Source organism: Oleomonas cavernae, from assembly GCF_003590945.1.
GTDB classification, from domain to species: Bacteria; Pseudomonadota; Alphaproteobacteria; order Zavarziniales; family Zavarziniaceae; genus Zavarzinia; species Zavarzinia cavernae.
Map to the genome: position 1 here is coordinate 3603311 of NZ_QYUK01000011.1, position 26311 is coordinate 3629621.

Annotated in this window: 22 protein-coding genes; 11 read left to right on the forward strand and 11 right to left on the reverse strand. The window is 61.3% G+C overall.

The window, feature by feature from the left end:
* Window positions 1–357 precede the first annotated feature (357 nt).
* The 7 genes from D3874_RS21355 to D3874_RS21385 all read right to left on the reverse strand — a co-directional run bounded on the left by D3874_RS21355 (window position 358) and on the right by D3874_RS21385 (window position 8688).
* Entirely contained in the window at window positions 358–924 is a 567-nt protein-coding gene (locus D3874_RS21355) for a TetR/AcrR family transcriptional regulator (protein WP_199699187.1), read from the reverse strand.
* A gap of 185 nt (window positions 925–1109) precedes the next feature.
* Window positions 1110–2339, reverse strand: a complete 1230-nt coding sequence (locus tag D3874_RS21360; RefSeq protein ID WP_199699188.1) for a hypothetical protein — start codon at window positions 2337–2339, stop codon at window positions 1110–1112.
* Between the two features lie 34 nt (window positions 2340–2373).
* Window positions 2374–2868 carry a DUF1302 family protein gene (locus D3874_RS21365; RefSeq protein WP_199699189.1) on the reverse strand — a complete coding sequence of 165 codons (495 nt, stop codon included), beginning with the start codon at window positions 2866–2868 and terminating at the stop codon, window positions 2374–2376.
* A 14-nt stretch (window positions 2869–2882) separates the two neighbouring features.
* Window positions 2883–3380, reverse strand: a complete 498-nt coding sequence (locus D3874_RS28695; protein WP_158596139.1) for a DUF1302 family protein — start codon at window positions 3378–3380, stop codon at window positions 2883–2885.
* Between the two features lie 68 nt (window positions 3381–3448).
* Window positions 3449–4618 (reverse strand): DUF1302 domain-containing protein, encoded by a 1170-nt coding sequence (locus D3874_RS21375; protein WP_158596140.1) that lies wholly within the window; start codon window positions 4616–4618, stop codon window positions 3449–3451.
* A gap of 7 nt (window positions 4619–4625) precedes the next feature.
* Entirely contained in the window at window positions 4626–7040 is a 2415-nt protein-coding gene (locus D3874_RS32535; protein ID WP_119780652.1) for a DUF1329 domain-containing protein, read from the reverse strand.
* A gap of 61 nt (window positions 7041–7101) precedes the next feature.
* Window positions 7102–8688: a flavin-containing monooxygenase gene (locus D3874_RS21385; RefSeq protein ID WP_119780655.1), complete on the reverse strand. Its 1587-nt coding sequence runs from the start codon at window positions 8686–8688 to the stop codon at window positions 7102–7104.
* A 72-nt stretch (window positions 8689–8760) separates the two neighbouring features.
* Between D3874_RS21385 and D3874_RS21390 the strand changes: the two genes are divergently transcribed.
* Entirely contained in the window at window positions 8761–9600 is an 840-nt protein-coding gene (locus D3874_RS21390) for a TetR/AcrR family transcriptional regulator (RefSeq protein WP_119780658.1), read from the forward strand.
* Here the strand turns inward: D3874_RS21390 and D3874_RS21395 are convergent.
* Window positions 9580–10563 (reverse strand): alpha/beta hydrolase, encoded by a 984-nt coding sequence (locus D3874_RS21395; RefSeq protein ID WP_119780662.1) that lies wholly within the window; start codon window positions 10561–10563, stop codon window positions 9580–9582. The genes D3874_RS21390 and D3874_RS21395 overlap by 21 nt on opposite strands.
* A 108-nt stretch (window positions 10564–10671) precedes the next feature.
* Here D3874_RS21395 and D3874_RS21400 point away from each other — a divergent pair, with 108 nt between their 5' ends.
* Window positions 10672–11322, forward strand: coding sequence for a TetR/AcrR family transcriptional regulator (locus D3874_RS21400; RefSeq protein ID WP_274380607.1), 651 nt, complete (start codon window positions 10672–10674; stop codon window positions 11320–11322).
* Window positions 11323–11922: 600 nt separating this feature from the next.
* On the opposite strand, the gene D3874_RS21405 is transcribed toward D3874_RS21400, so the two are convergent.
* The gene (locus D3874_RS21405; RefSeq protein ID WP_119780668.1) at window positions 11923–13290 is read right to left on the reverse strand and encodes a hypothetical protein; all 1368 of its coding nucleotides are present in this window, start codon (window positions 13288–13290) and stop codon (window positions 11923–11925) included.
* 562 nt (window positions 13291–13852) lie between these two features.
* On the opposite strand from D3874_RS21405, the gene D3874_RS21410 reads away from it, so the two are divergent.
* The 6 genes from D3874_RS21410 to D3874_RS21435 all read left to right on the forward strand — a co-directional run bounded on the left by D3874_RS21410 (window position 13853) and on the right by D3874_RS21435 (window position 21926).
* The gene (locus D3874_RS21410; RefSeq protein ID WP_147385767.1) at window positions 13853–14422 is read left to right on the forward strand and encodes a hypothetical protein; all 570 of its coding nucleotides are present in this window, start codon (window positions 13853–13855) and stop codon (window positions 14420–14422) included.
* The gene (locus D3874_RS21415; protein WP_119780674.1) at window positions 14419–15807 is read left to right on the forward strand and encodes a 7-cyano-7-deazaguanine synthase; all 1389 of its coding nucleotides are present in this window, start codon (window positions 14419–14421) and stop codon (window positions 15805–15807) included. Before D3874_RS21410 ends, D3874_RS21415 begins: the two co-directional genes overlap by 4 nt.
* Window positions 15798–16979, forward strand: a complete 1182-nt coding sequence (locus D3874_RS21420) for an XRE family transcriptional regulator (RefSeq protein ID WP_119780677.1) — start codon at window positions 15798–15800, stop codon at window positions 16977–16979. The genes D3874_RS21415 and D3874_RS21420 overlap by 10 nt, the downstream gene beginning before the upstream one ends.
* Window positions 16954–17574, forward strand: coding sequence for a hypothetical protein (locus tag D3874_RS21425; protein WP_119780680.1), 621 nt, complete (start codon window positions 16954–16956; stop codon window positions 17572–17574). The genes D3874_RS21420 and D3874_RS21425 overlap by 26 nt, the downstream gene beginning before the upstream one ends.
* A gap of 123 nt (window positions 17575–17697) precedes the next feature.
* Window positions 17698–20040, forward strand: coding sequence for an AAA family ATPase (locus D3874_RS21430; RefSeq protein WP_119782428.1), 2343 nt, complete (start codon window positions 17698–17700; stop codon window positions 20038–20040).
* A complete protein-coding gene (locus D3874_RS21435) occupies window positions 20037–21926 on the forward strand; it encodes a UvrD-helicase domain-containing protein (protein WP_119780682.1) in 1890 nt (629 codons plus the stop codon). Before D3874_RS21430 ends, D3874_RS21435 begins: the two co-directional genes overlap by 4 nt.
* A 703-nt stretch (window positions 21927–22629) precedes the next feature.
* Here the strand turns inward: D3874_RS21435 and D3874_RS21440 are convergent.
* Window positions 22630–23277: an AAA family ATPase gene (locus D3874_RS21440; RefSeq protein ID WP_119780685.1), complete on the reverse strand. Its 648-nt coding sequence runs from the start codon at window positions 23275–23277 to the stop codon at window positions 22630–22632.
* Between the two features lie 79 nt (window positions 23278–23356).
* On the opposite strand from D3874_RS21440, the gene D3874_RS28700 reads away from it, so the two are divergent.
* Together D3874_RS28700 and D3874_RS21450 are read left to right on the forward strand one after the other, a co-directional pair.
* A complete protein-coding gene (locus D3874_RS28700; protein WP_158596142.1) occupies window positions 23357–23692 on the forward strand; it encodes a hypothetical protein in 336 nt (111 codons plus the stop codon).
* Window positions 23693–24283: 591 nt separating this feature from the next.
* Entirely contained in the window at window positions 24284–24676 is a 393-nt protein-coding gene (locus tag D3874_RS21450; RefSeq protein WP_119780688.1) for a GFA family protein, read from the forward strand.
* Window positions 24677–24692: 16 nt separating this feature from the next.
* Here the strand turns inward: D3874_RS21450 and D3874_RS21455 are convergent, their stop codons facing one another.
* Window positions 24693–25295, reverse strand: a complete 603-nt coding sequence (locus D3874_RS21455) for a TetR/AcrR family transcriptional regulator (RefSeq protein WP_119780691.1) — start codon at window positions 25293–25295, stop codon at window positions 24693–24695.
* A 75-nt stretch (window positions 25296–25370) separates the two neighbouring features.
* Here D3874_RS21455 and D3874_RS21460 point away from each other — a divergent pair, with 75 nt between their 5' ends.
* Window positions 25371–26285, forward strand: coding sequence for an SDR family oxidoreductase (locus tag D3874_RS21460; protein ID WP_119780695.1), 915 nt, complete (start codon window positions 25371–25373; stop codon window positions 26283–26285).
* The last annotated feature ends 26 nt before the right edge of the window (window positions 26286–26311 follow it).

Sequence of the window (26311 nt, forward strand, 5' to 3'; positions counted from 1 at the left end):
GCCTGATCAATAGTGCCAGTAGAAGACTCTGGCGATCCGTAGGGTACGGAGTTGCCTTGACCATCGCGCTCTCCGATCATTCAAGGACGTCATAGCGAAGGCAGCGGCGTGGTCACGTCCCCTTCAGGGCTGTCCAGATTGGGTCCGTTTGACGGACAAAGGCCAAAGCGACCGCTTAGCGCCCGATGTAGCACGCTCGTGGTCTCGGTCGGGTGTCTTGATGCAGGCCGCACAAACGCAAATGCGGAGGATGTCATGAAGCTTCCGTCGCGTGCAGCGAGCAATTTCATTCGGGGCCACGACACATAGCCGGCCTCGGACTGAAGGAACGCCTGCAACTGGCTCAATCGGTGCAGGCTATGACTCGGCCACGATGCGAAGTAGTTCAGTCGTCGCTTTATCTACCAGCGCAGAATCGGGAGCACATGTGGGCAGGTTGCCACAAACACTTCTGCCGGCCCCGAAGCGGATCAACATCCCCAGGACCGCGCAGGAGACAACGATGAACTTGCCGGGCGCGGTAACATCTGGCGCCTGGGCGGTGTTCGTCGGATCACCTGCAAGACGGCGCAGCGAGGCGTCGAGATGTTCGATGATTTCGACCTGATAAGGCCCCAAATTCGAAATGAACATCGACCAATGGGAATCGTCGTTGGCCCGCCGAAGGATTTGACTGATGTACGCCTTAACGCAGGCGGCGGGAGAGTCGGCCGACCCCTTGGCGCCTTCCATGGCTAAATCGAGATCACCGATAAGATTCTCAAGGAGCGCCTTGTGGATTTCCTCCTTGGACGAAAAGTGGTTATAAAACGTTCCAAGACCCACATCAGCGGCCTCGGTCACTTCGCCGACGGCGAAATTGGCGAAACCCCGCTCTGCCACCAAGACAAAGGCCGCTTGCAGGAGCCTCGCTCGACTTTCCATCTTGCGCCGTTCCCACCGATCCGCCCCCCAGTCATGCCAGACCACCGCTGCCCGACCGTGGCGGCACCAGCGCGATTGCCGAGTGCGAGGCCGCACGGCGCACCATCGATAGGGTAGGACGATCCATGTTCCGTATATCCGTTGGTGGCGACTGTTGTGCATACCGAGACCCGCCCAAACCTGGCTCAAAGCATGAACTGCACCTGGAGTTCACCGATGGCGAAGCCGAGGACGGCACCGGCCAGGACCAGGGTTATCTCGTCCTCCTTGAAGACGGGCCGCAGGAGGCTCTCGAATTCCAGCGGAGTCAGGCGCTGCATGCGCTCGACAATCGTGTTGTGGATGTCCAGCGCATCGATCGCATATCGCTCTACATGGCGCGAAGTTTCCGGCAGCAAGTCGATGATCCGCTGCACGACAAAGGCCCGGATTGCCACCATCTTCTCGCTGCCGATGCTGAGGGCGACAAAGGAGCGCGTGATCCCGAGCTGCGCGTCGATCGCATCCTCCACCTCGCGATGAAGGACCTCCGTCAGCCGGTCCGCCGAAGGCCCGCGCAGCAGTTCCTCGATCATGTTGGCAGGTGTCAGGAGTTGCCGCGCCATGATCATCGCATAGTCGCGCGCCACCTCGTTCTGCCGGGCGATAAAGCGGCCCTGCACCCTGAACCATAGGAATCTTTGCGGGTTCAACGGGCGGAACAGCATCTGGAGGGCCACCCAGTCGGTGCTGAGACCGATCAGCGCACCGAATGCCGGCAGGATCCATGGCTCGTGCCAGGTCATCCAGCAGCCGAGCTGAATGGCACCAAGAACAAGGCCGAACCAGAAGCCGGCCCAGCGGAAGAATCTCATCTCCTTGGACGAGACGGCAAGCAGCACATTGCACAAAAGCGCCTTGTCCCGTACCAAATTCTCTATGATGAGGTGTCGAGTATCGAAGAAGCGATCGAAGTCCCCGCTGATTTCCCGCCAGAGCTGACGTGTGATCCGCGGAACCTGCTCCGTTGCGCGGCGGATCACGCGCTTGCGGGCGAAGTCGGGCATCACGCTCCAGGCATCCGGCAGATGATGACGCCCTATTTCCCGCACGAGATCTTCACAGGCCCGCGTGATGGGCTGTTCGAGCTCCGCGATCATCCGCTCGGGATCAAGGCGGACCAACAATTCCTGCGGCGAGATGAGTTTAGACAGCAGCAAGTCGGCTGCCTTGGTGGCCATCTTCCGTGCCTTGCGCGGGACAACGCCCTGCCAGCCCAGCCATGGCCGGATGCCGACGAACGCGAGCGGGTAGAACATCATCTGTGCCGCCAACGACTTGGTGACGTAGCCGACCACGGCAGCGACGACCGGTATCAAGGCGTAGGTCAGGGGATCGCGCATGAACTCCGCAATCAGCAGGTGTGGGGGCTCCATGGCACCGCTCCAGAAACGCAGCCGGAAGCCGCAGTCAGAACTGATACGTCACTGTGGCGCCGACAAAGTCCCGGTCGATCAGCGGGTTTCGCGAGCCGCCTGGACCGCCGCCGGCGCCGAAGGACTTGAAGTAACTGAGGCTGACCGTAAGGCTTTGGCTGAATTCGGCCCTCGTCCCCAGCACGATCGCGTTCATGCCTTTGGTGAACCCGGGGAGCGGTGCCGGTGTCGTACCAAACAGGCCAGATGCGAAGGCGACGTAAGGCGAAATTCGAACCCCGTCGACCAGATCGGGATACTCGAAAACGAAGAGGCCCTGAACGCCGCCCGACCACCTGGTCGGAAGCTTGTAGTCCGCAACGAACGGCTTTCCCAGGTCGGGAAACTCACGAGCGGGAAAGAGCTCGATGCCCAGGATCTTCACGACCGGCGTGTAGTAACCGGAGAAACCATACTGGCCTGACGACAGATAGGCCGTCTCCCTGTTGAGATCGGCATAGATCCCGCCGAACTCGACAAGCCCGAGCACCTGGGTCGCGCCTGTTACCCGCGTGAGGAAATCGGAGCCGCCGAAGATCTTGGTGAACCTGAGCGACGCCTGCCAGACGTCGTGCCGCTCGTCGCCCAGGACGCTATAATTTGCCAGGTATCTGTCATCGAAGGGCTGTCCGTTCGGGCCCGCAATCTTTGCCGCGTTACCGATATTCGGGATCGTGATCGGCCCAGGGGAAGATCGACGAAGCTGGCCTGGTCGAACGGCACCCCTCCAATTCGGTTGAGCCCCTCGATGAAAAACTGCTGCGTCGAAATCAGGATCGGCGCATCGTGCTTGTAGGAAATCTCGCCATTGATAGCGATGCCGGTGTAATTCTCAGTCGTACTGAACGCAAGGCCCAGCATCTGGACGTTGTCTGGGTAGTATTGATAGATACGACTGTTGTCCAAATTCTCGAGCGCTACGCTGCGGGGAAATGTGCCCGGCGAGGGGGCAAGGATCAATTCGGCCAGAGGGCTGGCCACGGGGCTCAGAAGGTCGGACAACAGGTCGCCAGAGGTCTGGAACCCGGGAGACAGGATCCTCAGTGCGTCGCGTATCTGTTCCTGTTCGTTCAGCCCAAGACTCCCAGGGCCGACCCCAGAAGGCCACGCGACACGCGCAGAAGATCTGCCTCGCCCGTGCCGTCGGCCAGAACCTCGGGGGTCCTGAAGTATACCGACGGCAGGCGGCTGCGGTACTTCGCGTAGTAGAACGAGAACTCGGTATTGTTGAGTTCCGGCGCAAAGTACCGAATCGACACCCCATAGTCGTTGGTCGTCAGATCGTCGTCTTTCAGGATCGGAACGCTCAGGGATATTGCCTGGGGACCCGTGCCCAGCGGATAGGGGGGATTGTCGTAATCTCTCGCGTTGTCCCGGCCGACGGTGTAGGAGCGGGTGTCGCCATAGTCCGTCACGATCGACGTGCCTTCGACACCCTCGCAAATGATATCGCTGAAGCTGAGGAAAGCCCCACAGGCGGGGACCCGGATCGGCTCGAAGCCGAAACCGTAGAAGGCTTCCGCGGACAGGTTGTCGGTGATCTGGTAGCTTGCCGTCGCCAGCGGCATCGGGATAAGGGCATCCTTGAATTCGGTGCCGGGAGTCAGCAGCTTGCTCACGTCGAAGCCGTTGATGACCGAGATGCCGTTCAGGGTGAACAAGGCCTCGCCCCAATTCAGGATCTGGTTGCCAACCTTCAAGGTCAGCGGTCGATCGAACAGGGTGAAATTGCCCCCGACATATAGTTCGCGCAGCTCGATGTCCCAGTCCGCCTCGTCCTTGGCAGGGGGAGAGTATCGTCCACGATAGGGGCGCGACTCCGGCCCGTTCTCGGCCAGGTCGTTGTTCATCGCGATGGTGTCGAGGAACGCTGTGCCGCTTATCGTCGCGAAGTATTCTCGCCACCTCAGCTTCATCTCCGACGTTGCCGTGAACAGTTGGTTCACGACATCGTATTTATCGAAGTTGAGATCGCCGTCATCGGCTACCGCCGGTACGGCCGCGCCGCCATTCTCCTGGCCGACGACGCGGGGATCCCGATCGGCCACGCGCAGTTGAACGCCAACGGACAGCGATGTCACGATGGAGCCCGTAACCTCATCGCCGACCTCGAAATCGTAGGCGGTCGCGGCACCGGCGGTTGCGAGGACAAGGGCGGCGGCTTGGGTCACTCTGGTGGCTGCACGCCACTGGGACGGCTCTTCCGGCCGGGCCCGGATCAAAAGGCGATCGGGTTTCATGGTCGCCTCACTGTGCGCCCAGACGCCTGATGGCATCCGGCGTGAACATGGAATTGTCGATACCGCTTGGATTGCTTTCGCTGGGTCTCTCCTCGCCCTTAAGGCCGAATACCAGGTACTTCCCCGACTGCAGGTCATGAGCAAGTTCCAGCGCGGACGAGCACATCGGGATTTCGTAATAGCTGACGACGGGGCCGTCCTGCAGGCGCCACAGCGCGCCGCGGGTGTCATAAACGTCGACCAACGCGATGTTGAAGCCGTCTTCGTCGACGTAGAAGACCCTCCTGCCGTATACATGGCGGGAGCCTTCTTTCAATTTGGCATCAACGACAAATGTCCGATGAAGCTCGTATCTGCTGAAATCCTGATTGAGATGATTCGGCCGGATCAGATCAGAATATTTTTGTTTTCCCGAAATCAGCTCATAGGCGTTATAGCCGATATACATTTCCTTCATCGGCTTCATGTCGAAGGTGTAGCGATCGGTCGCGCCATTATAGATGTCGAACGTGTCGGCAGGTGCCAGGCCATCCGTCTGCGGCGCGGGATTGTCATAGGCAATGTCTGGCGCCTTCAGAACGCGCCGCGTTCCGGGATTGTAAAGCCAGGCTTGGCGCGGCAGTTCCTTCGCATTGATCGTATCCAGCACCAGGACGATGGAGCCGGCCGACCTCGGGGGATAGGTAATGAAGTTGAGATAGGAGACGAAGACGTTCTTCAGTTGCTTGATATCCGTGACATCCCCAATCTGGCCTATGCCAGGGCCGCTATAGTGAAAGATGCCGAAGTCTTTGCCCCGGATGAGATCGTAGCTGCCATCGCGGTTGACCAGGGAAGCAGCAAAATAGCGGCGAAACTTAAAGCCCCGATAGCGAAGCCGATGATTCCAAATGACTTCGGCGCCTGATTGTGGAACGGGGAACGGACTGCCGAGCAGGGCGTCGTTCAGGCCGTTATTATCCTCCGTCATCGTCGCGGTCAGGGCGTTTCGCTTGTTGGCCTCGTAAACGCGCTCGGGCAATGCGCAGGAGCGTCTGGTTTCGTAGATGGGCAGCTTGTAGGTGGGATAGAGTTTCAACAGTGCCTGCTGACCGGCAGAAAGCTTGTCCTTGTACCTGTCCAAGTTGACCGATGTGATGGTGAATTCCGGTTTGTCCTGCGGATAGGGGTTGATCATGTGCCTGCCCGGCTCATAGCCTGCCGGCGGGACGGTCAAGCCGCCGGTCCAGGGCGGAATGGAACCATCTGCGTTTCCGGCCCGAATACCGCCCAGCGGGGTCAGGTCAGTTTCCAGCCTGGCTGCCTCGACCTGGGAAACCTTCGCTTGCACCTGGCCTGCAGTCGTCACCGCGAGGATCAAGCCGAGCGTGTATGACAAAATCTTCATTTCTCTCCCCATAGAGTTTTTTGGCAGGCACGCCAGACGTTGCCGGCAGCGCGCGGCGTTAGGCGCGCACAGAACCCGATTTGATGACGGATGCGTGAATTTCCCGGCTATTTGGCCCTGGCGGCCGGAGTTTGGTGATGAAGTCTGCGATACCCTTGAGGGCAAGGCGGGCTTCCGGCATGACTGACGCAAACATGTGGAAGAGATGGAACATTTGCGGCCACACAACGATCGTGGCGTCGGCCCCTGCCTCGCGGGCACGCCGGGCAAAGCTGACGGAATCGTCGAACAGAATCTCCTCTTCCCCCACATGCACGAGGATCGGGGAAGCCCGCTGAGGTCAGCATAAAGCGGCGAGATCAGGGGATCTGTTCGATCATGATCGCCGACATAATTTTTGGCGATCTCCTCGATACCGGCTTCGGACAGACGAGAGAAAAGAGCGTCCTTTTTTGCCATCGCCTTGTGCGAGGCGCCGGTTCTTGCCAAGTCGGTGGGGGGCGACAAGACGACTGCACCGGCGGGCACAGGATCGGCTTCCCGGCGCAGGGCGACCAGGAGCGCGAGCGCCAGGTTGCCGCCCGAGGAATCGCCCAGGACAATGATATTGTTCGGCGACACGCCCTGAACATTGACCAGCCAGCGATACGCTTCGATGCAGTCGCACAAGCCCGCCGGGAACGGGTTTTCCGGTGCCAGCCTGTAGCCCACCGACAAGACCCGGGTGCGACAGACCGAGGCGATGCTCGCTGCAAAACCGCGGCTCGCCTTGGGCGACCCGAGGCACCAGGCGCCGCCGTGGATGTACAGGATGACCCGCTGGTCCTTGGCGCCTCCCGGCACCACCCACTCCGCGGGTACGCTGCCGGCCGTGACGGGAGCGACGCGGACCCTATAGAGTTTCGCCAACCAAGACATGCCATCCAGTCGGCGACGGGCCTTGGAGATCGTGGCCGGCGTAAGGCCGGCGCCGAGCCCCATCGGGTCCGACCGCCTCATGATGGATTTGACTACTCGCCCGCGAATACTCGCCATCTGACATCTCCAGCCTTCAGCCCGGTCCGTTCGACCCGCATTCCCGATCGAGGTCCAAGCTTCAATCGGCTGTTGCCGACGAAACCTTGAGATCGCCTGGCGACTTCGGCCCCGTCCGCGAAGTGGCGTAATTATTGGGATTACTGAAAACGTAGTCCTGCAGCGGGAAGTGAGTGCTTTTCCACCACACTTCGATGCTGGAGGCCGGCCTTAGGAAGGGCGCATCCCCGTGGCGATCGAAGTAGTAGCTATTGGCCGATGAACAGTTGTTGTTGAAGAAGACCGTGTGTTTCTGTCGCTCCAGTGTCATCTGGAAGTGCCGGTCGTGGGCTTCCTGCCTTACCTCGACATAGGTGGCGTTGCGGCGCCGGGCTTGCGTGATGCAACGAAGAGCATGTGCGGTCTGCGTTTCGATCATCGAGAACCAGGATGATCCGGAGGTGGCATATGGCCCCGGCACCAGGAACAGGTTGGGGAAGTTGGGCACCGTCGCGCCTTCGTAGGCCTGGTAACGCTGTTCCTCCCAGAAGGCCCCCAATTCCAGTCCGCCCAGGCCATGGATGGTGTAGGTGGGAAGGTTGCCCTTTTCGAAGACCTTGAAGCCGGTGGCGCAGATCAGGACATCGACATCCCGGCCACGGCCATCCTTGGTGACGATCCCTCTAGGCGTGATCTCACCGATAGCATCGGTCACCAGCTCGATGTTTTCCCGATTGAAAGAGGCCCAGTAGGTGTTGGAGAAGCTCGGCCGTTTGCACCCGAAGCCATAGGACGGCGTTAGTTTCCGGCGAATCTCGGGGTCGGAAACCTGTCGCTCGAGATGGCGCAACGCCGCCTTTTGGGCGCTGCCGGCGATTCCGGGGAACCGCTCGAAGTAGATGAGCGCCAGCACCATCACGACCTCGGAATAAATGGTCGTGCCCAGGCGGAACGATCGCTGCAGCAAGGGCAGGCGCTTGAAGGCCCACCGCATCCAGCCTGGTATTTCGCGGTCCGGTTTAGGCAGGACCCAGATCGGCGTGCGCTGATAGACATCCAGTTGGTCGACCAGCGGGGCGATCGCCGGCACCAGTTGCACCGAAGTGGCTCCCGTACCGATGATCGCGACACGCTTACCTCGGAGCTCGTAATTGTGATCCCACCGTGCGGTGTGGATCACCTTGCCCCGGAAAGTGTCGATTCCCGTGATTTGCGGCAGCTTGGGCAGGGACAATCCGCCCGTCGCATTGATGATGAAGCGGGCCGAAATGGCTTCGCCCGACTCCAGGCGGATTCTCCAAAGATCGTTTTGCGCATCGAATACGGCATCAGCGACAGCGGCATTGAATTTCATGTGCTGCCGGAGCTCATGTTTTTCGGTGCAGTCGTTGGCGTATTTCTTCAGTTCCGCTCCCGGTGCGAAAACGCGCGACCAATCCGGATTGGGCTCAAACGAAAACGAATAAGTAAATGAAGGAATATCGACGGCAATGCCGGGATATGTATTGTCGCGCCATGTTCCGCCGACATCGGCCGCTTTTTCGAGAATGACGAAGGAATCTATTTTGTTCTGCCGCATCCTTATGCCGGCGCCGATGCCGGCGAAGCCCGCACCGATAATGGCCACTTCGTAGTCAGGCTTGGTGAACGTCGGGCTCTTGATTTGCATCTGGTCGCTCGCTCTATGGTACGATATCGTACTTCTGGTACAATGAAGTACCAGTGACAGAGGCGATCGTCAATGCGTTTGAAAGCGGACCCCGTTTTAGGCAATTCTTCGACAGCCCCTGGAGGCGGCGGCGGGCAAGTCAAATCCGACGGCAGCTCCAGTACCGCCAAGGCCGATCCGGCAAAAACGGATAATGGTTTCCCTTATCGAATGAGTAGGTCAGTGGTCAAAACACGTACGGGTCCGCCGCGGAGCAAGCTCGCTGCCATTCACGGCAAGGATGAACCAGGCCTGCCGCGCGGGCGTTCCAGCATTCCGGCCGATCAGGCGAGGGAGGCCCAGAAGCTGCGGCTGCTTCGCGCAGCCGTCACGGCAGTCTCGGAACTGGGATACGGGACGACAACGATTGCCGAGATCGTTGCCCGAGCCCGCGTCTCTCGGCGGGAGTTCTATGCGCTCTTTGAAAGCAAGGAAGCGTGCTTCTTCTCCGCTTGCGAAACAGGCCTCGACGTGATGATGGGACGGATGTCCAACCTCTTGGAAAATCAAAATATTTGGGAGCCCCGCAGCGCCTTGCGTGCTGCCATCAGGCTGAACCTTCAGGGCATGGCGGAAGAGCCCGAGTTCACCCGATGTATCGCGATCGGTACCATGGAAGCAGGAGGCGCCGCGCTTCAATTGCGCTTCGCGATGGTCCACCGCTGGGTGACGATGATCAAGGCATGGCACGGCGCTGCCCGCGCCGTGGCGCCCGATGACTGGCGGGAGGTTCAACCCGCCACCTACATCGGCCTGGTCGGCGCCGTCAGCGAATTGATCACGACGGCATCCGTCGACAACCGGGTGGCGGAATTGCCTCAGCAGGAGGACGTGATTGTCGACCTCCTGTGTTCAGTTCTCGAAGCGCGATAGCGAAGTTGGGGGGCAGCAGCGGTTGACAAATGCGACGATGGCGTCGTGCATCTGCCGCAAGCCGGGCTGCTCGATCGGATAGTGGCCGGCATTCTCCAGCATGACGGTCGTGACCGGCACTTTCCTGATCCGGCTCAAGAACAGTTCGCTGAGAGAGAGCGGTGTCCACCGGTCCTCTGCTGGCTGGGTCAGGAGGATCGGACAGATATCGAAGGCCTCGGGCTCGATCTCGGGCCGATAGCGTGCATAGCTGCTCAGGAACTTCAGCGACACCCAGTTTCCAGCCGAAGTGCGATCACTAAGGCAGGCATCGAGGGCCGCCCTGTCGTTGACCAGCGCGCGCATCTTGCTGACCAGGAACATGGGTAGACGGATCGCGCCAAGTCCCAGCGCCGTGGAAAGGTGCGCCATCGGCAGACCTGCGCGACTCATGACCAGGTTCGCCGCCGTCTCGTCGCCGACCCGCTGGATCCGTTGATCAAGGAAGGTCATGCCGACAATGCCCTTGACCTTCCTGTTCAAGGCGGCGGCATGATAGGCCAGCATGCCGCCCGCACTGAGCCCGTAGAGCACGATTGGGCGCGGATCCCGTGCGAGTTCGGCGTTGATGAAGTCACTCGCGGCCTCCACCCAATCGTCATAGGAGACGGCGGCGCCGCGCGCGACCTTCGTGACGCCATATCCCGGCATATCGATAGCGACGGCTTCAAGGCCGCTTTGATGGAGCGGTGCACCGAGGATCGTCGACATCTGGCGCCCGTTGGTGCCGACACCATGGAAGAGGATCACCCTGAATTTGGCCGCCGGATTCCAAAACCGATCGAGGTGGATGCGGTGACCGCGCCAATCCCACCATTCCTCCTGCGGCTCGCGATCCGGGCCGAGCTGATATTCGGCCGGGAGAAACGACTGGATGTTGCGCCAAGCCTCTTGTCCTCGATAGCCGTCAGGCAACGTGGTCATTATTCATGCTCCATCCCCTGCTGCACGCAGCGCCAGCTTGACGTAGCGACCTAGCGGGCTGACATTCACAAAATCCAACTTATGTTGGATTTAAGGGAAATGCAACATATGTCGGATTCCTTGTCTCGGCCAGCGGTGCCCAGTGCTTTGCGTGCTGCACGCACACGCGGCGCCGGAAGGCCTGTTCAAGAGCGCTCTCAAGAGCGGATTGCGAGGGCCCTTGCGGCGGCCGAGCGACTGGTGGTCGAGGTTGGGCTGGAACGGGTTTCGATTCCGGAGATCGAGAAGGCTTCCAAGGTGCCGCGGGCGAGTATCTATCAGTATTTTCCTGACAAGTACGCGATCTTCTCGCGCCTGTCGCAGGACCACATGCAGCGCTATATGGCTTTCATCATGGCGGCGCATCCGGCCGGGCGTCACACCGAATGGCGGACGATGGTGCGGGCGGTCTTGGCCGACACAGCGGCCTACTACAACGCCAATGCGGCCGCGAGCGTCCTTCTGCTCAAGGGCCCCTTCAGCAGCACCGACCACGATGCCCATTTGGCCAAGGACGCTAATCTCGCACGGTGGCTCCGAACCCAGTTCGCCGACGCCGGTCTTGCGAAGCTGCCCGAGGTTCCCGACGTCATGGCGCTCGCCGTCGAGATCGCCTTCGCCTGCCTCAAATACGGTTACAGCCACGAGGGGCGAGCGTCAGAGGCGATCTGCGACCATGCCGGCAAAGCCGTCATCAGCTATCTGGCTATCTGGGCGTAAAGCGGGGGTACCGGCGGAGGCAGCGGCCTAGTCCGGAAAACGAGCCGGACACTGATTGATGAGGTGCGGTCTCGTCGGTTGCACGGATCCAGGCATGCAGCAAATGCGATACGCTCGTTGCGCAATCCCGCTCGATCCGCCAATCGGCCGGTTGATGGACAAGTCCAAGCTGTCCGGATTGGGTCCGTTTGATGGACAAAGGCGAGAATGACCGCTTCGCGCCCATCTCTGTCGTTCGTTGAAGCCGTTGGAATCCCCTGAAGCGGACATTCACTGGCCTGACTAACGATCAGCAGCGCTGCGTCCGCCAAAAAAACGATCACACGACCCATCTCGAAGGAGACCTGGGAAATCGCCACTACGATCGCGAACTGCGCGGACGGAGCTACGGCTCGTACTCGGAGCGGCGACCGATATGCCGCGTTCGCTCTGCGGGGAGGGGCTGGCCAATTTCCTAATCGGGTCGGCGAAACTCTATAGCGGCGACGTCGAGCTGACTGATCCCAGGGATCGCAAGCTCGTGGAAGTGCGGCGATCCGGAGCCGCCTGTCTGACTCTGCTTCGTGCGTGGGCCTTTTGAGCGCCTGGGTTCTACATCGGTTAGTCGTCGACCGGTTGTTCCGGCGGCGGCAGCACCCAGCCGTCGGACTGGAGGAAGGTGAGAACGTCTTCGTACTTATCGGTCCGGCGCATGCGACGAACGTGTTGGTAGAAACGATTGCGCGCGTCAGGGGTCGGCCGATCAGCGGGCGTCATGTTGCGGAGCACCCCGAGCAGGAGCGTGTCCGTCTGGGCTGCATCCCAGTTTTGTCCGTCGTCGATGACGGCATCGAGGAGTTGGTCAAGCTGTTGGCTGTTGAGGCGGCCGGCGAACGGCGTGATGAGGTCGCTGAAGTTGGTCTCGGATCCACGGTAGCTACCCGAGCCTTGATACTCTTCGACCGCTCGGGGCCAGAGTTCGGCGAGCGGCTGGGAGGCGATTGCGGCGGCCAAGTGCTCCCGATTGAGGCCGGCGATGAGAGGCAACAGCACAGCGCGGAATTGCGGGACGGTCACGCCTGCCAGGATGCGATAGTCGGCGAGAGCCGCGGGGTCGGCATTATCAATGGTCTCCTGCAGGGCCGTGCGTGTCGGCTCCTGCAGCCGTGGCCAGAAATCCGGAAAAGCGGCGATGAAGGCGATGGCGCGAGGCCGGTTCGCCGGCTCGAGATTGTCCATCAGCCTGACGATTGCTAGGGAAACGTCGGGCCAGGCGGGGGCGGCGCGGTCGCGCACCGCGACCAGCGAGGGGATGATCTTGCGATGGAGAGGTTCCCATTGCGCTGGCACGCCCTTGAGAAGGGATTTTGCGAGCACTGTGCCGAAGTTGCGGACGTTCTGAGCGCGGACGCGCGCGAGGTAGCGTTGCTCGACATAGTCGAGGATGCGTTCGTAGGCAGTTGGAAAGCCTGGCGACTGCACGTCGACGTCATAGAGGTCGAAGATCGCTTTGCCCTGCAGGGGTTCCTGCGACAGCACGAGATCGACCGCATTGACGAGGTGAAGTCGCACCAGCTCCGGCGATGGTTCGAAGAGATCGGCCTCGGCCGAGAACGCCGGATGCGCGCAAAGATGTCTATCTTCGCGAAGGCGCTCCAGATGCGTTCGGGCGATGCGATTGACGACCTGGGTGTTGGCCGTTGCGTCTTCGAGGATGCCTCCCTCAAGCTGGAGCAGCTTGGCGATGTCGCCTGCGGCGGTCGCATTATCCCACGACTGAAGAAAAGCCGTCGCGGCCGCATCGCCCATGGCGCTTAGCTCGCGATACTTGGCGATCAGATCGTAGACGAGGGCGACCCAGGCGGAGGTGAGTGCGCCACGCAACGCGCCCGCCTTGTAGGCTTTCACCGCATCAAGAAAATACACCTTCGACTGCGGATGCCGAATTCGTGTGAGCAGTATGTCGAGATCTACAAATCCAGTGTCCACGGTTCTCTATCCAAGCGGTGCGGTGTGCGGAGAAACAATATTACCCCTCATACGCTCCCGGAAATCCCGCGTCTTTACCTTGATCAGTCGCCTGTGTCAGGTCGCGATCACGAAATATGAGCAGGATGCCGGCATCTATCGTGAGCAGCAAGTCGAGCTTGCTGCGGGGCCAAGTGGCTCATCCTTGACGGGCTGAAGTAATTCGAAGGCGCCCCAGATGTCGCCGTCGGTTCGCTGTTTGCCAATGGCGTATCTCGATGAGACCGCGATCCCGAAGATCCGAGCGCGCGCGCGAGGACGTGGAAGGCGTGACGCTCTAGGCCTATTCCTGCGGCAAAGTCGGATTCCATCGCGGAGCAGCGAGAGCAGCGCTGTTCTAATTCGGCCTGCTATTCCGGCTGGCCAATACCCCCGTGGGAAAAAACGTCACTGCTAGGATGGGCTGAACGACCGAGACGGCCCACCAAAAAGTATGGCGCATATGGTATATGGCAGGTTTGTATCGAAATAATGTTGACAATGTCAGGTCTGGGCAATATCTAAGCTCGCAGGAGGGCTTCACATGAGCGATGGTCCGTACCGTTCATTGCCAATGTCACCGCGTTGGAAGCAGGCCGCGAAGCGCGCTTATGTATCGTCCTTCTCGGCGCCCGAAATCTCCGAGGCGCTGCAGCAGGCCGCGGAGCGCGATTGCCGTGCGGAGCTCTCCGCCGGACTCGTCCGCCACGTCTCGGCTTTGATCATCGGCCCTGACGAGCCAGGGCTCTTTCGCGACTTGCCAACCGCCGAACTGAATGCCCTGCACCGGGAGTGCGCGTCCACTATGGAGGCCGGGTTCGTGCGCAACGCGATCGACGCGCTTCAGGACGGCCATACCGGGCAAGCGGCGCTCCAGAAGGCCGCTGAGAATACCGTGTCGGACAGGCTGCTCGCCGGATACCGGCAGATCGAGGAACATATGCACCGCGAAGCATCGGATTATCGGGCGCGGTCGACCCGGTCGCGCCTCGAGGACGCGCATGGTGGTGTCGATGTGACTGGTGTCGCACGCATGCTGTTGCGCGCGCCGGATGCCCCGGCCCGGACCGCCACCGCCGTCTATTCCGGTCTCGACGACGGAGTTGCGTTTTGATCCCGAAAGCCTTTCACGTCGCAGATGCGGTGCCCCACCGTGTCGACGCCATCGAAATCGGCGAGGCGCCGCGCGACGGTGCGCGCCTGGCGACCCTCGGCCAAACCATCACCCTGTCGATCGAAGGGCTGAAGGACTTCTTCTTCGCGGACTGGCGGCCGGAGCTGATCGATCTTCTCGTGATCGCCGCCGCGGTCGAATATTGCGACCTGAGCGTACGTCGTCCCTCCTGGGGCTGGGCACGGTCTTTCGACCTACTCGTCGCCGTCCATGAGGACGAGCAATGGAGCGCGGCTCCCGTCGGTGATGCGCTCGAAGAGGCGCTCGCTTTCCTGACGGGCGATCGCTGGCGACTGAGTTTCACCAAGCGACGCAATGCTGTTGTGAAGGTCTCGCCGCGCCGCTTCGTGTTCGACACTCCCGACAAGGTGATCATGCCTTATAGCGACGGGCTCGACTCTCGCGCAGTGGCCGCTCTGGTCGAAGAGAGGGAAAAGGGCGGCCTGGTGCGGGTTCGTCTCGGCTCGAAGGGCGTGGATAGTGCCCGGATTCCCCGAAAAAAGCGCCGGTTCGCCGTTGTCCCGTTCGAGGTCAAGCTCGACAAACGGCAGCGCGTCGAATCCTCGTCGCGGTCGCGCGGCTTCAAGTTCGCGGTCGTCACCGGTATCGCCGCGCAGCTGGCGCCTGTCGACCGGATCGTCGTCACCGAGAGCGGGCAGGGCGCGCTCGGCCCGATTCTCGCCTCCTCCGGGCAGAGCTACCCGGATTACCGCGTCCATCCCGCTTTCACCCGACGTATCGAGCGGTTGTTCGAAGCGCTTACCAACAAGGCGCCGTCTTATGAATACCCACGAATATGGAACACCAAAGGCGAGACCCTCGCCGCGGCGACTGCGCTCCCCAAGCCGCCGACTTGGCACGATACGCGTTCGTGCTGGCAGGACTCGCGCCGGGTTAGTTTCGACGGCGCCCGGCGGCAATGCGGGATTTGCGCGGCCTGCATGCTGCGGCGTATGAGCATCCACCGCGCGGGCATCGACGAACCGAGCTCGGGGTATATCTGGGAGGACCTTGGCGCGGCCGAGATGGAAGACGGCGCAGTAATGGGCTTCTCTGGCATGTCTTCGGCGTTCCGGGACTACGCCTTCGCCGGCATCCTCCACCTCGATCATCTGGCCGCGCTCAGTGGGTCGGAGCTGCACTGGCGCACCGTCCGGCGCGTTGCGCGGGAAACTGCAGAGGCGCTTGGGATTGAGATGGCCGAGGGCGAGCGCAAAATGATAGAGCTCCTCGAACGTCACCGCGCGGAATGGCTCGATTTCCTCGTCAGCCTAGGCAGCCGGTCCTTCGTCGCGCGCGTCGCCATGGTGTCGCCATGGCACTGACCCCCGGCGGCCTTTCGCCCAAGGAGCTTGGAGATCTGCTGCGGCAGGCGCGAGAGAACGCAGAGATCACGCAGGCCGCTGCGGCGACCGCGCTCGATGTCGCACGCACCACTCTAGTCGCGATGGAACAGGGCCAACGCCGCCCGCGCGTTGATGAGCTCCAGAAGCTTGCGGCGCTGTATGGTCTGTCGCTCAACGAATTGCTGCGCCAGGACACCGTCAGGGTCGATCTCCGGCCTCGTTTCCGCAAGGCCGGCGAGCAGAACGAGAAAGTCGAAGCCGCGATCGAACTGCTCAACGCGCTGGTCCAGGCCGAGGTCGAATTCGAAGACCTGCTCGGCATCCAGCGTTCGCGTCTCGACCCTCCCGAGCGGCCCTTGCTGCCGGGCAATGTCGTCCTCCAGGCCGAGCAGGATGCGGCGGAACTGCGTCAATGGCTGGGGCTTGGCTTGGCGCCGGTCCGCGATATCGTGAGCATGCTCGAGCTGCAGCTGGGCGCGCGGGTCTATGTCCGGAAGCTCGATCCGAAGATATCGGGTCTTTACGCCTTCGACGAGAGGGCCGGCGCCTGCATATTGCTCAACGCGTCGCATCCGCGCGACCGCCGCACCCAGACCGGGGCGCACGAACTCGGCCACTTTATCTCGACCCGGTTGGCCCCGGACACGCTCCATGACGGCACCGCCGAGTCGAGCCGCGAAGAGCGCTACGCCAACACTTTCGCCCGCTGCTTCCTGACCCCGGCGCGGGCTGTCAGCGTCAAGTTCCAGGAACTAACTGCGGGCGCCTCGAAACTAACTCGCCGTCACATCATCCTCCTGGCCCATGTCTTCGGCGTCTCCCGCGAGGCAACGGTCCGGCGCCTCGAAGAGCTTGGACTCACCAAGCCGGGAACCTGGGACTGGTTCGTCCAGCAGGGCGGGATCACCGACGCTCAGGCGCTTGAGGTGCTCGGCGACCTCATCCCGCCCGACGACGCGAAGGTCGACGCGCGGCGTCTGATCTCGATGCGCATGGGGGTGATGGCAAGCGAAGCGTGGCGGCAGTCGCTGCTCAGCGAAGGGCAGATCGCCCGGCTCCTCCACATCGACCGCGTCGATGCTCGGACCCTCATCGACGAGTTCGAAGCGGAAGGAGTTGAGACGAATGGATCCCGTTCGTTTTCGGCCTGAATCGCCGCTCGTCGCTGACGCCAGCGTCTGGATTAACCTCATCGCCGGCGGGCGTGCGCTCGACATTCTACGGGCGTTGGGCCGGCCCATGATCATCTCGAACATTGCGTTCGGCGAACTCGAGCGCGGGCGCGACAAAGGCCGTAGCGCCGCCAACGGCCTCGCCGCCCTGATCGATACGGGCCATGTCACCGTCGTCGATCTTCCGCCCGCAGCGGAGGACGTCTATCTAAGCCTTGTTGCCGGGCGCGCCAATCAGACGCTGGACGATGGCGAGGCTGCCACACTCGCGCTCGCGCTAGACCTCGGCGCAACCGCTTTGATCGACGAGCGCAAGGCGATTGGCATCGCCGCCACCCGCTTTCCGACCCTAAACGTCGCTACGACCACCGATCTTCTGCTGAGCGATCGGATACGGTCCGTCCTGACTCCGGCTGATCTCTCGGATGCGCTGTTCGCAACGCTCGCCGAGGCGCGGATGCGGGTTCCGGATCATCTGCTCGACGAGGTCTGCGCCTGCCTCGGGCCTGACAAAACCCTTCTCTGCCCCAGCTTGCCGGCGCGCGTTCGCAGCGCTCAAAAGAGTGATTTCTAGGCGACGCAGGAATATTCGCAGCGGTGACTGCCGCCATTGAGTACACAAAAGTATATATAAAAAAATGGCAGCATGCGGGCGACGATGCCCTTGCTGCACGGGCATCGGTGGGGGGAATGCGAAGTGCATATCGAGTTTCTCGAAATTGCTAATTTTAGGAAACTTCTATCGACACGCGTCGATCTCTCGAGCACGACCACATTATTCGTAGGAGCGAACAACAGCGGTAAGACTTCAGCGATGCTCGTGCTGCGACGGTTTCTTTCGCCTAGACGCTGTCCGTTCGAAATGCACGATTTCACCTTGTGTCACTGGCCGTCGATCATCGCGCTCGGCTCAAAGTGGGTTGCGGCCCGGAATGCTGAGGAGGTGGTGGAGCTGGTCGTCGAGCCTTGGGTCAGCTCTTTGCCGACGCTCGACCTGTGGCTGCATGTTGAGACAGGCGAAATGCACCATGTCCGCGATCTCATCCCGACATTGGATTGGGAAGGCGGAAGGTTGGGTGTGCGGCTGCGTTATGAGCCCAAGGATCTTGGTCTGCTGTACAAAGCCTTCATAGGCGCCATAGGCGACGCCGAGGCCATGAAGGTGGCAGCTATCGCCGCCATGCAGGCCGACAATCCCGATGCTGATCCACCTCCTGCGCCGCCCAAGTTGACAATATGGCCTGAAAGCCTCGTCGACTTCCTGAGCAAACGCCTCTCCACGCACTTCACAATCCGCGCCTACTCATTGGATCCTGCTCAGCTAGCGCCGCCGGAGAAGTCACTCGCCAAGCCGCAGCTTCTGCCCAGCACCTCGCGGGCGATTGAGGGCGACCCGCTGAGCGGGCTGATCCGCGTGCACGATATATCCGCGCAGCGCGGATTCGGCGAGGAACAGCAGGTGCCGGAGGATGATGACTCCCCGGCTGCGGCGGCCGGAAGTCGCCTGTCCGATCAGCTAAAGAGCTACTACTCCAAGCACCTCGATCCCACGAAGGGGCCGGACCCGAAGGACCTTGGCGCCCTACAAGCGATCGAGGCTGCTCAGGACGCCTTTGACAAGCGTCTGACCGAAAGCTTCAAGGCTGCCTTCACCGAGGTCGAGGGAATGGGATATCCGGGCGTGACCGATCCGCGCCCCAGGGTGTCGACACGACTGAAGGCGATCGACGGGCTCAATCATAGCGCCGCGATTAGCTTCGAAGTCGACGTGATTGCCGAGGATGGGGCAACGACGCCTGTGTTGCGATTACCTGAAGCGAATAACGGGTTGGGTTATCAAAACCTGATATCGATGATCTTCCGCCTGATGAGCTTTCGCGACGCGTGGATGCGCGTTGGTAAGGCTTCGACCGGCCTCACAGCGGCCGCTACCGAGCCTCTGCACTTGGTCCTGGTCGAAGAGCCGGAGGCGCATCTGCATGCACAGGTGCAGCAGGTCTTTATCAAGAAGGCTTATGCCGTCTTGCGGGCCCATGAAGATTTAGGTGACAGCAAAAAGCTGCGGACCCAGCTCGTCGTCAGCACGCACTCAAGTCACGTCGCGCACGAAACCTCATTCGCTTGCCTAAGATATTTTCGCCGCCTGCCGGCGGGCATGGCTGCCAAGGTGCCGGTTTCCACGGTGATCAACCTGTCGGAAGTCTTCGGCCTAGGAAGCGAGACCGAGCGCTTCGTTACCCGATATCTGCGTGCCCAGCATGCCGATCTCTTCTTTGCAGACGCAGCGATCCTCGTGGAGGGCCCTGCCGAACGGATGCTCGTGCCGAATTTCGTCCGAGCCCACTATGATGAACTAAACCAATGTTACATCACGCTGTTGGAGATCGGGGGGAGTCACGCTCACCGGCTTAAGCCGCTCATAGATCACCTCGGGCTACTGACACTTATCATCACGGACTTGGATACGCTGGCGGAAACAGGTGGCGCATCGGTACAGCCTGCGAAGGGCGCTGGTCAGAAGACCAATAATGCAACGCTCAAGACTTGGGTGCCAGGGTTCGATGACGTCGATCAATTGATGTCTGCCGATGGCGCGGCCAAGACCTTGCGCGGGGGTGTGGACCCCCTCTTTGCGGTGCGGGCCGCCTTCCAGATGCCGATCGGCGTTACGACTACAGGCGTCGTGGGACCCGAAGTCGCATATCCCTACACGTTTGAGGATGCGCTCGCGTTTGAGAACCTTGGCGTCTTCTCGGCGCTCGCCGGAACGGGGCTGGTGCGAAAATTCCGGGACGCGATCACCGCGGGCGGCGGGGCAACTGCCGTCGGTGAGCAAATGTATCTCGCACTGAAGAACGGCAAGAAGGCGGAATTCGCCCTCGACGTTCTCGAGGTCGAGAAGTTCGAGGAGATCGTCGTGCCCCGGTACATTGCTGAAGGGCTTGAGTGGCTGCTGTCTCAACTCAAGAAAAAGCAGGTCGAGATCCTCCCCCAGATCATGGAAGGGCCTCCGGCACCACTCGAAGAGGTCGACGCATGAGCGCCATTGACGATGCATTCGACGCCGAGGCCGACGAAGCAATCCTCGCCTGCCTCGACATAGAGAAGCCCAGGAGCTTTTTTCTTTACGCCGGCGCGGGCTCGGGAAAGACCCGCTCGCTCGTCGAAGCGATACGCGCCGTGTGTCGAGACCAAGGGCGGCGCCTCTCGCTTACCGGTCAAAAGATTGGTGTGATCACGTATACGAACGCAGCCTGCGACGAAATCAAGCAGCGCCTTGAGTTCGATCCGCGCGTGGAGGTGTCGACAATTCACGCCTTCGCCTGGTCGCTGATTGCTGGCTATGATTCTGATATTCGCAGGTGGGTGGCGACCAGGCTGCTCCAAGATATCGTCGAGCTGGAAGAGGCGCAGGCCAAGGGTCGAGCGAACAGCAAAGCGGCGTCGGATCGGGCTCGTTCCATCGAGAGCAAACGGCGCCGCCACGCCAACCTCCCTGGCATCACTCGTTTCGTATATAGCCCCACCAGCGATAACCGGACGCGCGACTCTCTCAGCCATGCCGAGGTCATTGCCATGACCGCGGATTTCCTGAGCGCAAAGCCGGGCCTTCGCCGCCTGCTCGCGACCCGCTTCCCCATCCTGTTGATCGACGAGAGCCAAGATACAAGCCGGCGGCTTATGGAAGCCTTGCTCGACGTCGAGGCGGGATACCGTGACGCCTTCTGCCTTGGCCTATTCGGCGACACGATGCAGCGCATCTACGCGGATGGGAAAGAGCACTTGGCCGAAGCAATCCCGGCAGAGTGGGCGAAACCGCGAAAGCGGATGAACCATCGGTGCCCGACGCGGGTCATCAGCCTGATCAATCAAATCCGCCGCGATGAGGACGGTGAGGAGCAAACGCCGCGAAGCGACGCCGAGCCAGGCATCGTTCGCCTATTCGTCGTGCCGCAGGCGACCGTCGACAAGACCGCCGCCGAGGCTGCGATCGCAACGCGAATGGCGGAAATCACCGGCGACCGAAGCTGGGCGGCTGGATCGGATGCGATCAAGACGCTCGCCCTGGAGCATCTGATGTCGGCGCGGCGCTTCGAGTTTGAGCAGTTTTTCGAGCCTCTCTACGCCGTCGAGCGAATTCGAACGAGCTTCTTACAAGGCTCCGGCGCCGGCATCGGCCTATTCACCCGGGAAATATTGCCGCTCGTTGCTGCGTTGCGCGAGGGCGATCGGTTCGCGGCAGCGGCGATCGCGAGGCGCACATCGCCTCTGCTCGACAGGAAGGCGCTCGAAGCGGCAGGCGAGAAGCAAATCGAGATCCTCGGGAATGTGAGGGCGGCTTGCGAGGGGCTCCTGGCACTGGTGGATGCCAAGGATGCGCCGACCGCGCGCACTGTCCTCCGTTACGTCGCTGAAACCAACCTCTTCACCATTCCGGACGTTCTCGCGCCATTCACGGCGGCCGATGTGACCGGCGCCGATAGTGACGCGGAAGAGGATGAGGACGAAGCCGATCAGAAGAGCGAGCTTGGAGGGTGGCGATTGGCGCTCGAAGCGCCGTTTGAGCAGATCGCGAAATACGACCGCTATGTTCGCGGCGTCTCGCAGTTCGACACGCACCAAGGTGTGAAGGGACTTGAGTTTCCGCGCGTGATGGTCGTCGTCAGCGACGACGAGGCGCGTGGGTTCATGTTCTCCTATGACAAGCTCTTCGGCGCCAAGGAAAAGAGCAAGACCGATCTGGACAATGAGGCGGCTGGTAAGGAAACCACTGTCGATCGCACCCGGCGCCTCTTCTATGTGACATGTAGCCGGGCCGAGCGAAGTCTCGCCGTCGTGTATTACGCGGCGCAGCCGACAATGGCGCGTGACGCCATGATTAGGCAAGCTTTGTTTGACGCTGAAGAGATAGAGTTGATCGCGTAGATTGTGGGATGGAATTACGGAGTGTGCGACGGAAGGAAAAACAACAAGCTCATGGTTCAGCGCCTATCGGCTGCTTTGGTCAATCCGAGGAGGCGGCCGCGTGATCCGGATTGACGTCCACCATCTCCTAGCCTCGCTTACCTATCTTGCCTGCAAGACCTTTTCTTCATTGACTTTTCTTCGCTGCCATGGGGGTCATTCCGACGCCGATTCACTCCCGAGGCTACACCACGAGCGAAGGAGCCGGCTCGGTCCGCCAATCGGCCGTTTGACGACCAAATCGCAGCCTGTCCGTGAACGATACAGACGATGGTTTTCCGGACAATTTGATTGTCGGACGGGTTTGCGGACAAAGGCTGGTGTTGAGATGGCGGCGTCCTGCCGGGTCCCCTTGAAGGGCCACCTTCAACGTTCTCGGTCGTCTCGGGTGCAGCTGCGCGGCGCTCCCTTGCGGGCATTCACTTTGGATAACTTTGGTCGCCTGCGGCGGAAAGCTCCGTAGCGGCGATCATTGGTTCCAATGGGCACGTGTGGCACGATGAAAGCTTAAGCGACTAAACTCCCGAAAAATTATCCAATCTTATCAATAGCTTCCAGTGCCCATCTTCGTTTCCTAGACCACGCCAAATGCGCCATAAGCATAGGATCTTGCCATGCTTTCCGGCGACGCCGGCCTACCTCAGTAGATACCCAAAAGCCGACGTCATGGCCCCAGCTCAATAGCCGCTTGAGCGATTGGCCGCGCCCATTCGGGGATAGCACCCAAGGCCACCACATCGTGCTCGTCGGGGAACACCATTTTGCCGGCGACCACCTCCAGCACGAGTACCGGATCAGGAATTTCCTCACCCGGCGCCACGTCCACGCTGTTGTCGAACACCTGCAGGTACGCCAGCAACGGCAGCAGTTTGATCAGGTTGGCGCGCGATGCGACCCAGCGCTCACGGATCTTGCTCTCCGGGATGTCGTGGCCGCCGTTGGCAACGCGTGATCGCACCCGCTCGATGTGTTGCTGGGGAGACGAGAGACCGCAGAACAGCATGACGACGTCGTGGGTGTGGGAGGCTTTCGCGAGCAAGGCGGGCATCGTCCGCGCGCCCAGGGTGGTCTCGAAGGCGTAGTTCGTGCCCTGGGCAATGGCCGCCTCGAGCTGGTCGCGGCCAAAGGCCCATGCCCGAGCATTGGCCGCGGCGAGATCCATGCCCAATTGAGCCATCAGTTCGCGCGTGTAGGTGTCCGGGTTGAACCAGGTCAGACCATGCTCGACCAACATGGCGCCGCCAACCGAGCTTTTGCCGGCGCCGTTGACACCGGCCAGCACGAAGATGAACGGGCGCGCCGTCCCGGCCATCAATAGGAGGTACCCGCCTTCGGCCGGCGGGCCAGTTTGCCCGGGCCTTGACCAGGGCGGCAACCTTCTGCGCGGCGTCTTGCTGCTGCAGAACGGCCAGGCGTTCATTGAAGCGATTGGCCAGCTCATCCAGCGCCCCCTGCTCGCGCACCTTGAGCGCGAGGACGTCCTGAACCAGTTGGCGATAGGTCGCCGCGTCCAGCAAGACCATCTCAATCGCCGCATGATTGGTAACGGCGACACTGCCCGACTGGCGGACAAGGCGGACCACATCGGCCCACTTGTTTTTCACCTGGGACGCGTTCTGCCGGGGAAGCTCCTCGATATTGGGGAGTTGAGTGATCATGGTGCGATCTCGCTAGCGGATGATCAGGCTTACGCGGACAGGATAGATCAAATTTCTAATTTTTCCTAATTTAGCTATTTTGGGCAATTTATGCCACCCACGGCGGAACGTTCGGAGAGGCCATCATTTGGTCCTGGTGGGCACTTGGTGGGCACAGGTAGCGCACAAGACGACTAAACTCTCAAAAATTATCCAATCTTATCAATATCTTCCATTGCCTATCTTCATTTCCTAGACCACGCCGAGCGATCGCCGGGCCGATGTTCTTCCCGGCGACATTCGCCCGGATATCCCAAACTTTGAAGCGGGTTGGGAAGATTTGCTCGCCTTCCGAAGGCGATGCAACACACGGTGATCGGGTAAGCCTGTCTCGATTGTGCCCCTGCGCCTGGTGCAGGTGGCGGTTCTTGGGCGTCGATCGCTGGCAGGGCCGTCGGTTAGGGCGTGGCCTTGCCCGCGGCCCTGCCCGAATGGCAGCGCCATCTCCCGACCGACCCGCAGACCTCGGGAGGCTTGCTCGTCGCCTGTGCGCCGACGTAACCTGTTGCGATCCCAACGGCCCAATGGTGCAGCGCGCCGCCCAAACGCACCGATGTTGCAGGCATGCCATTTGATAGGCTCTGTTCGCCTGGACGCGATGGATTCTAGAGGAAACACAGCATGGATCGATTCACCGGCGGGTGCCTGTGCGGCAACGTCAAAATCGTGGCGTCGGGTCGCCCGTACCGGGTCGGCCTTTGTCACTGCCTCGACTGCCGCAAGCATCATGGGGCGCTTTTTCACGCTTCCGCGATCTTCCCTCAGGATGCCGTGACCATCGCTGGCGAAACGCAGGACTACCGCGGCCGGTTTTTCTGTCCGCGCTGCGGCTCCTCCGTCTTCGCCCGCAGCGCCGACGAAATCGAAGTGAACCTGGGCTCCCTGGATGCCCCGGACCAACTGACGCCGACCTACGAAAACTGGACCATCCGTCGCGAGTCCTGGTTGCCGCCGTTTCCGCTCAAGCGACGCTACGAGCGCGATCGCGAGGCCACGGGTCGCTTCGAGGACTAGGCCGCAGGCGGCAGGATCAGCGTTCGGCCGCCAGCGCGTCGAACGCTTCGTGCAGCAGCACTGCGATGGGCCGTTTGCCGGCCTCCCGGCTCAAGGCATCGAACGAAAGACGCATCGCGCCAACGGCCAGCATGGCGACGAGCCTGAGGCCGGTTTCGCGCTCAGGCGCCGGCCATCGTTCGCGCAGGGCCTCGAACAGCGCCCGCTCGTGCTGGATGTAGGTCGCCTGCTTGCGCGCCTGAACGGCTTGGCTGGAGCGCATGAGGCGGTCGATAGCGATCATGTCGTCGGCGGGGATGGGCGCGCAAACCTTCACGATCGCATCGCGAATGGCGTCGAGCGGCCGGCTGTCCGGCGGTGCGCTTCGCAGTGCGGCGACGAGCATGTCGCCCATGCCGCTTTGGAGCGACAGCAGAATGTCGTCCTTGGACTTGAAATAATAGAAGAACGTACGCCGGGAAATGCCTGCCTCGGCTGCGATCTCGTCGAGCGTCGTCGCCGCATAACCTTTCTCGATGAAAAGGCGAATGCCGGCATCCGTGATGCGCCGCAGGGTCTCGCGGCGCTTGCGCCCCCGCAGGCCCTCGCCGGGCGCCGTCGTGTCGCTGCTCTTCGTCATGAAACTAACCCGTTGAAAATTACACTCAGTGCAATATAATTCTACACCAAGTGCGATTTTTATAAAGGGAAGACCATGGCAAAGTGGACGGTATCGGACATTCCGTCTCAACAAGGCCGCGCGGCCGTCGTCACGGGCACTGGGGGACTTGGGTTTGAGGATGCCCTGGCCCTGGCGCGGGCGGGCTGCGAGGTCATCGTCGCCGGCCGCAATGCCCAAAAAGGTGCGGCTGCGGTCGCGAGAATCCGCGCCGAGGTGCCATCGGCGGCCATCCGGTTCGAGCAGGTCGATCTTGCCAGCCTCGCGTCCGTTGCCGACTTCGGCGAACGGTTGCGCGGCCAGCGGGACAACCTCGATCTGCTGATCAACAATGCCGGTGTGATGGTGCCGCCGCAGCGCCAGGAAACGGTGGACGGTTTCGAATTGCAGTTCGGCACCAACCATCTCGGCCACTTCGCGCTCACGGGTCAGCTCATGCCGCTTCTGCGCAAGGGCAGGGATGCGCGCGTGGTCACGCTGTCGAGCATTGCCGCGCGCAACGGGGCGATCGACTTCGACGATCTCAACGCGGAGAAGAGCTACCGGCCGATGCCGGTCTACAGCCAGTCGAAACTCGCCTGTCTGATGTTTGCCTTCGAGTTGCAGCGGCGCAGTGACGCGGGGGCGTGGGGCATCACCAGCATCGCCGCGCATCCGGGCATTTCCCGCACGGACCTTTTGCACAACGCTCCCGGCCGTTGGAGTGCCATGGGCGTGGCGCGATCCTTGTTCTGGTTCCTGTTCCAGCCCGTGGCGCAGGGCGCGCTCCCGACGCTGTTTGCCGCCACCGCGCCTCTTGCCAAGGCCGGCGCCTATTACGGCCCGGACAGGATGAGCGAAACGCGGGGGCACCCGGCCCTGTCAAAAGTCCCGCCGCAAGCGTTGGACCGGGCTGCTGCCGCGCGTCTCTGGGACATCTCGCAAGCGCTGACCGCGGTCCGCTTCGGCTAGCCACTTCAAGCTCGGCACGCATTCGA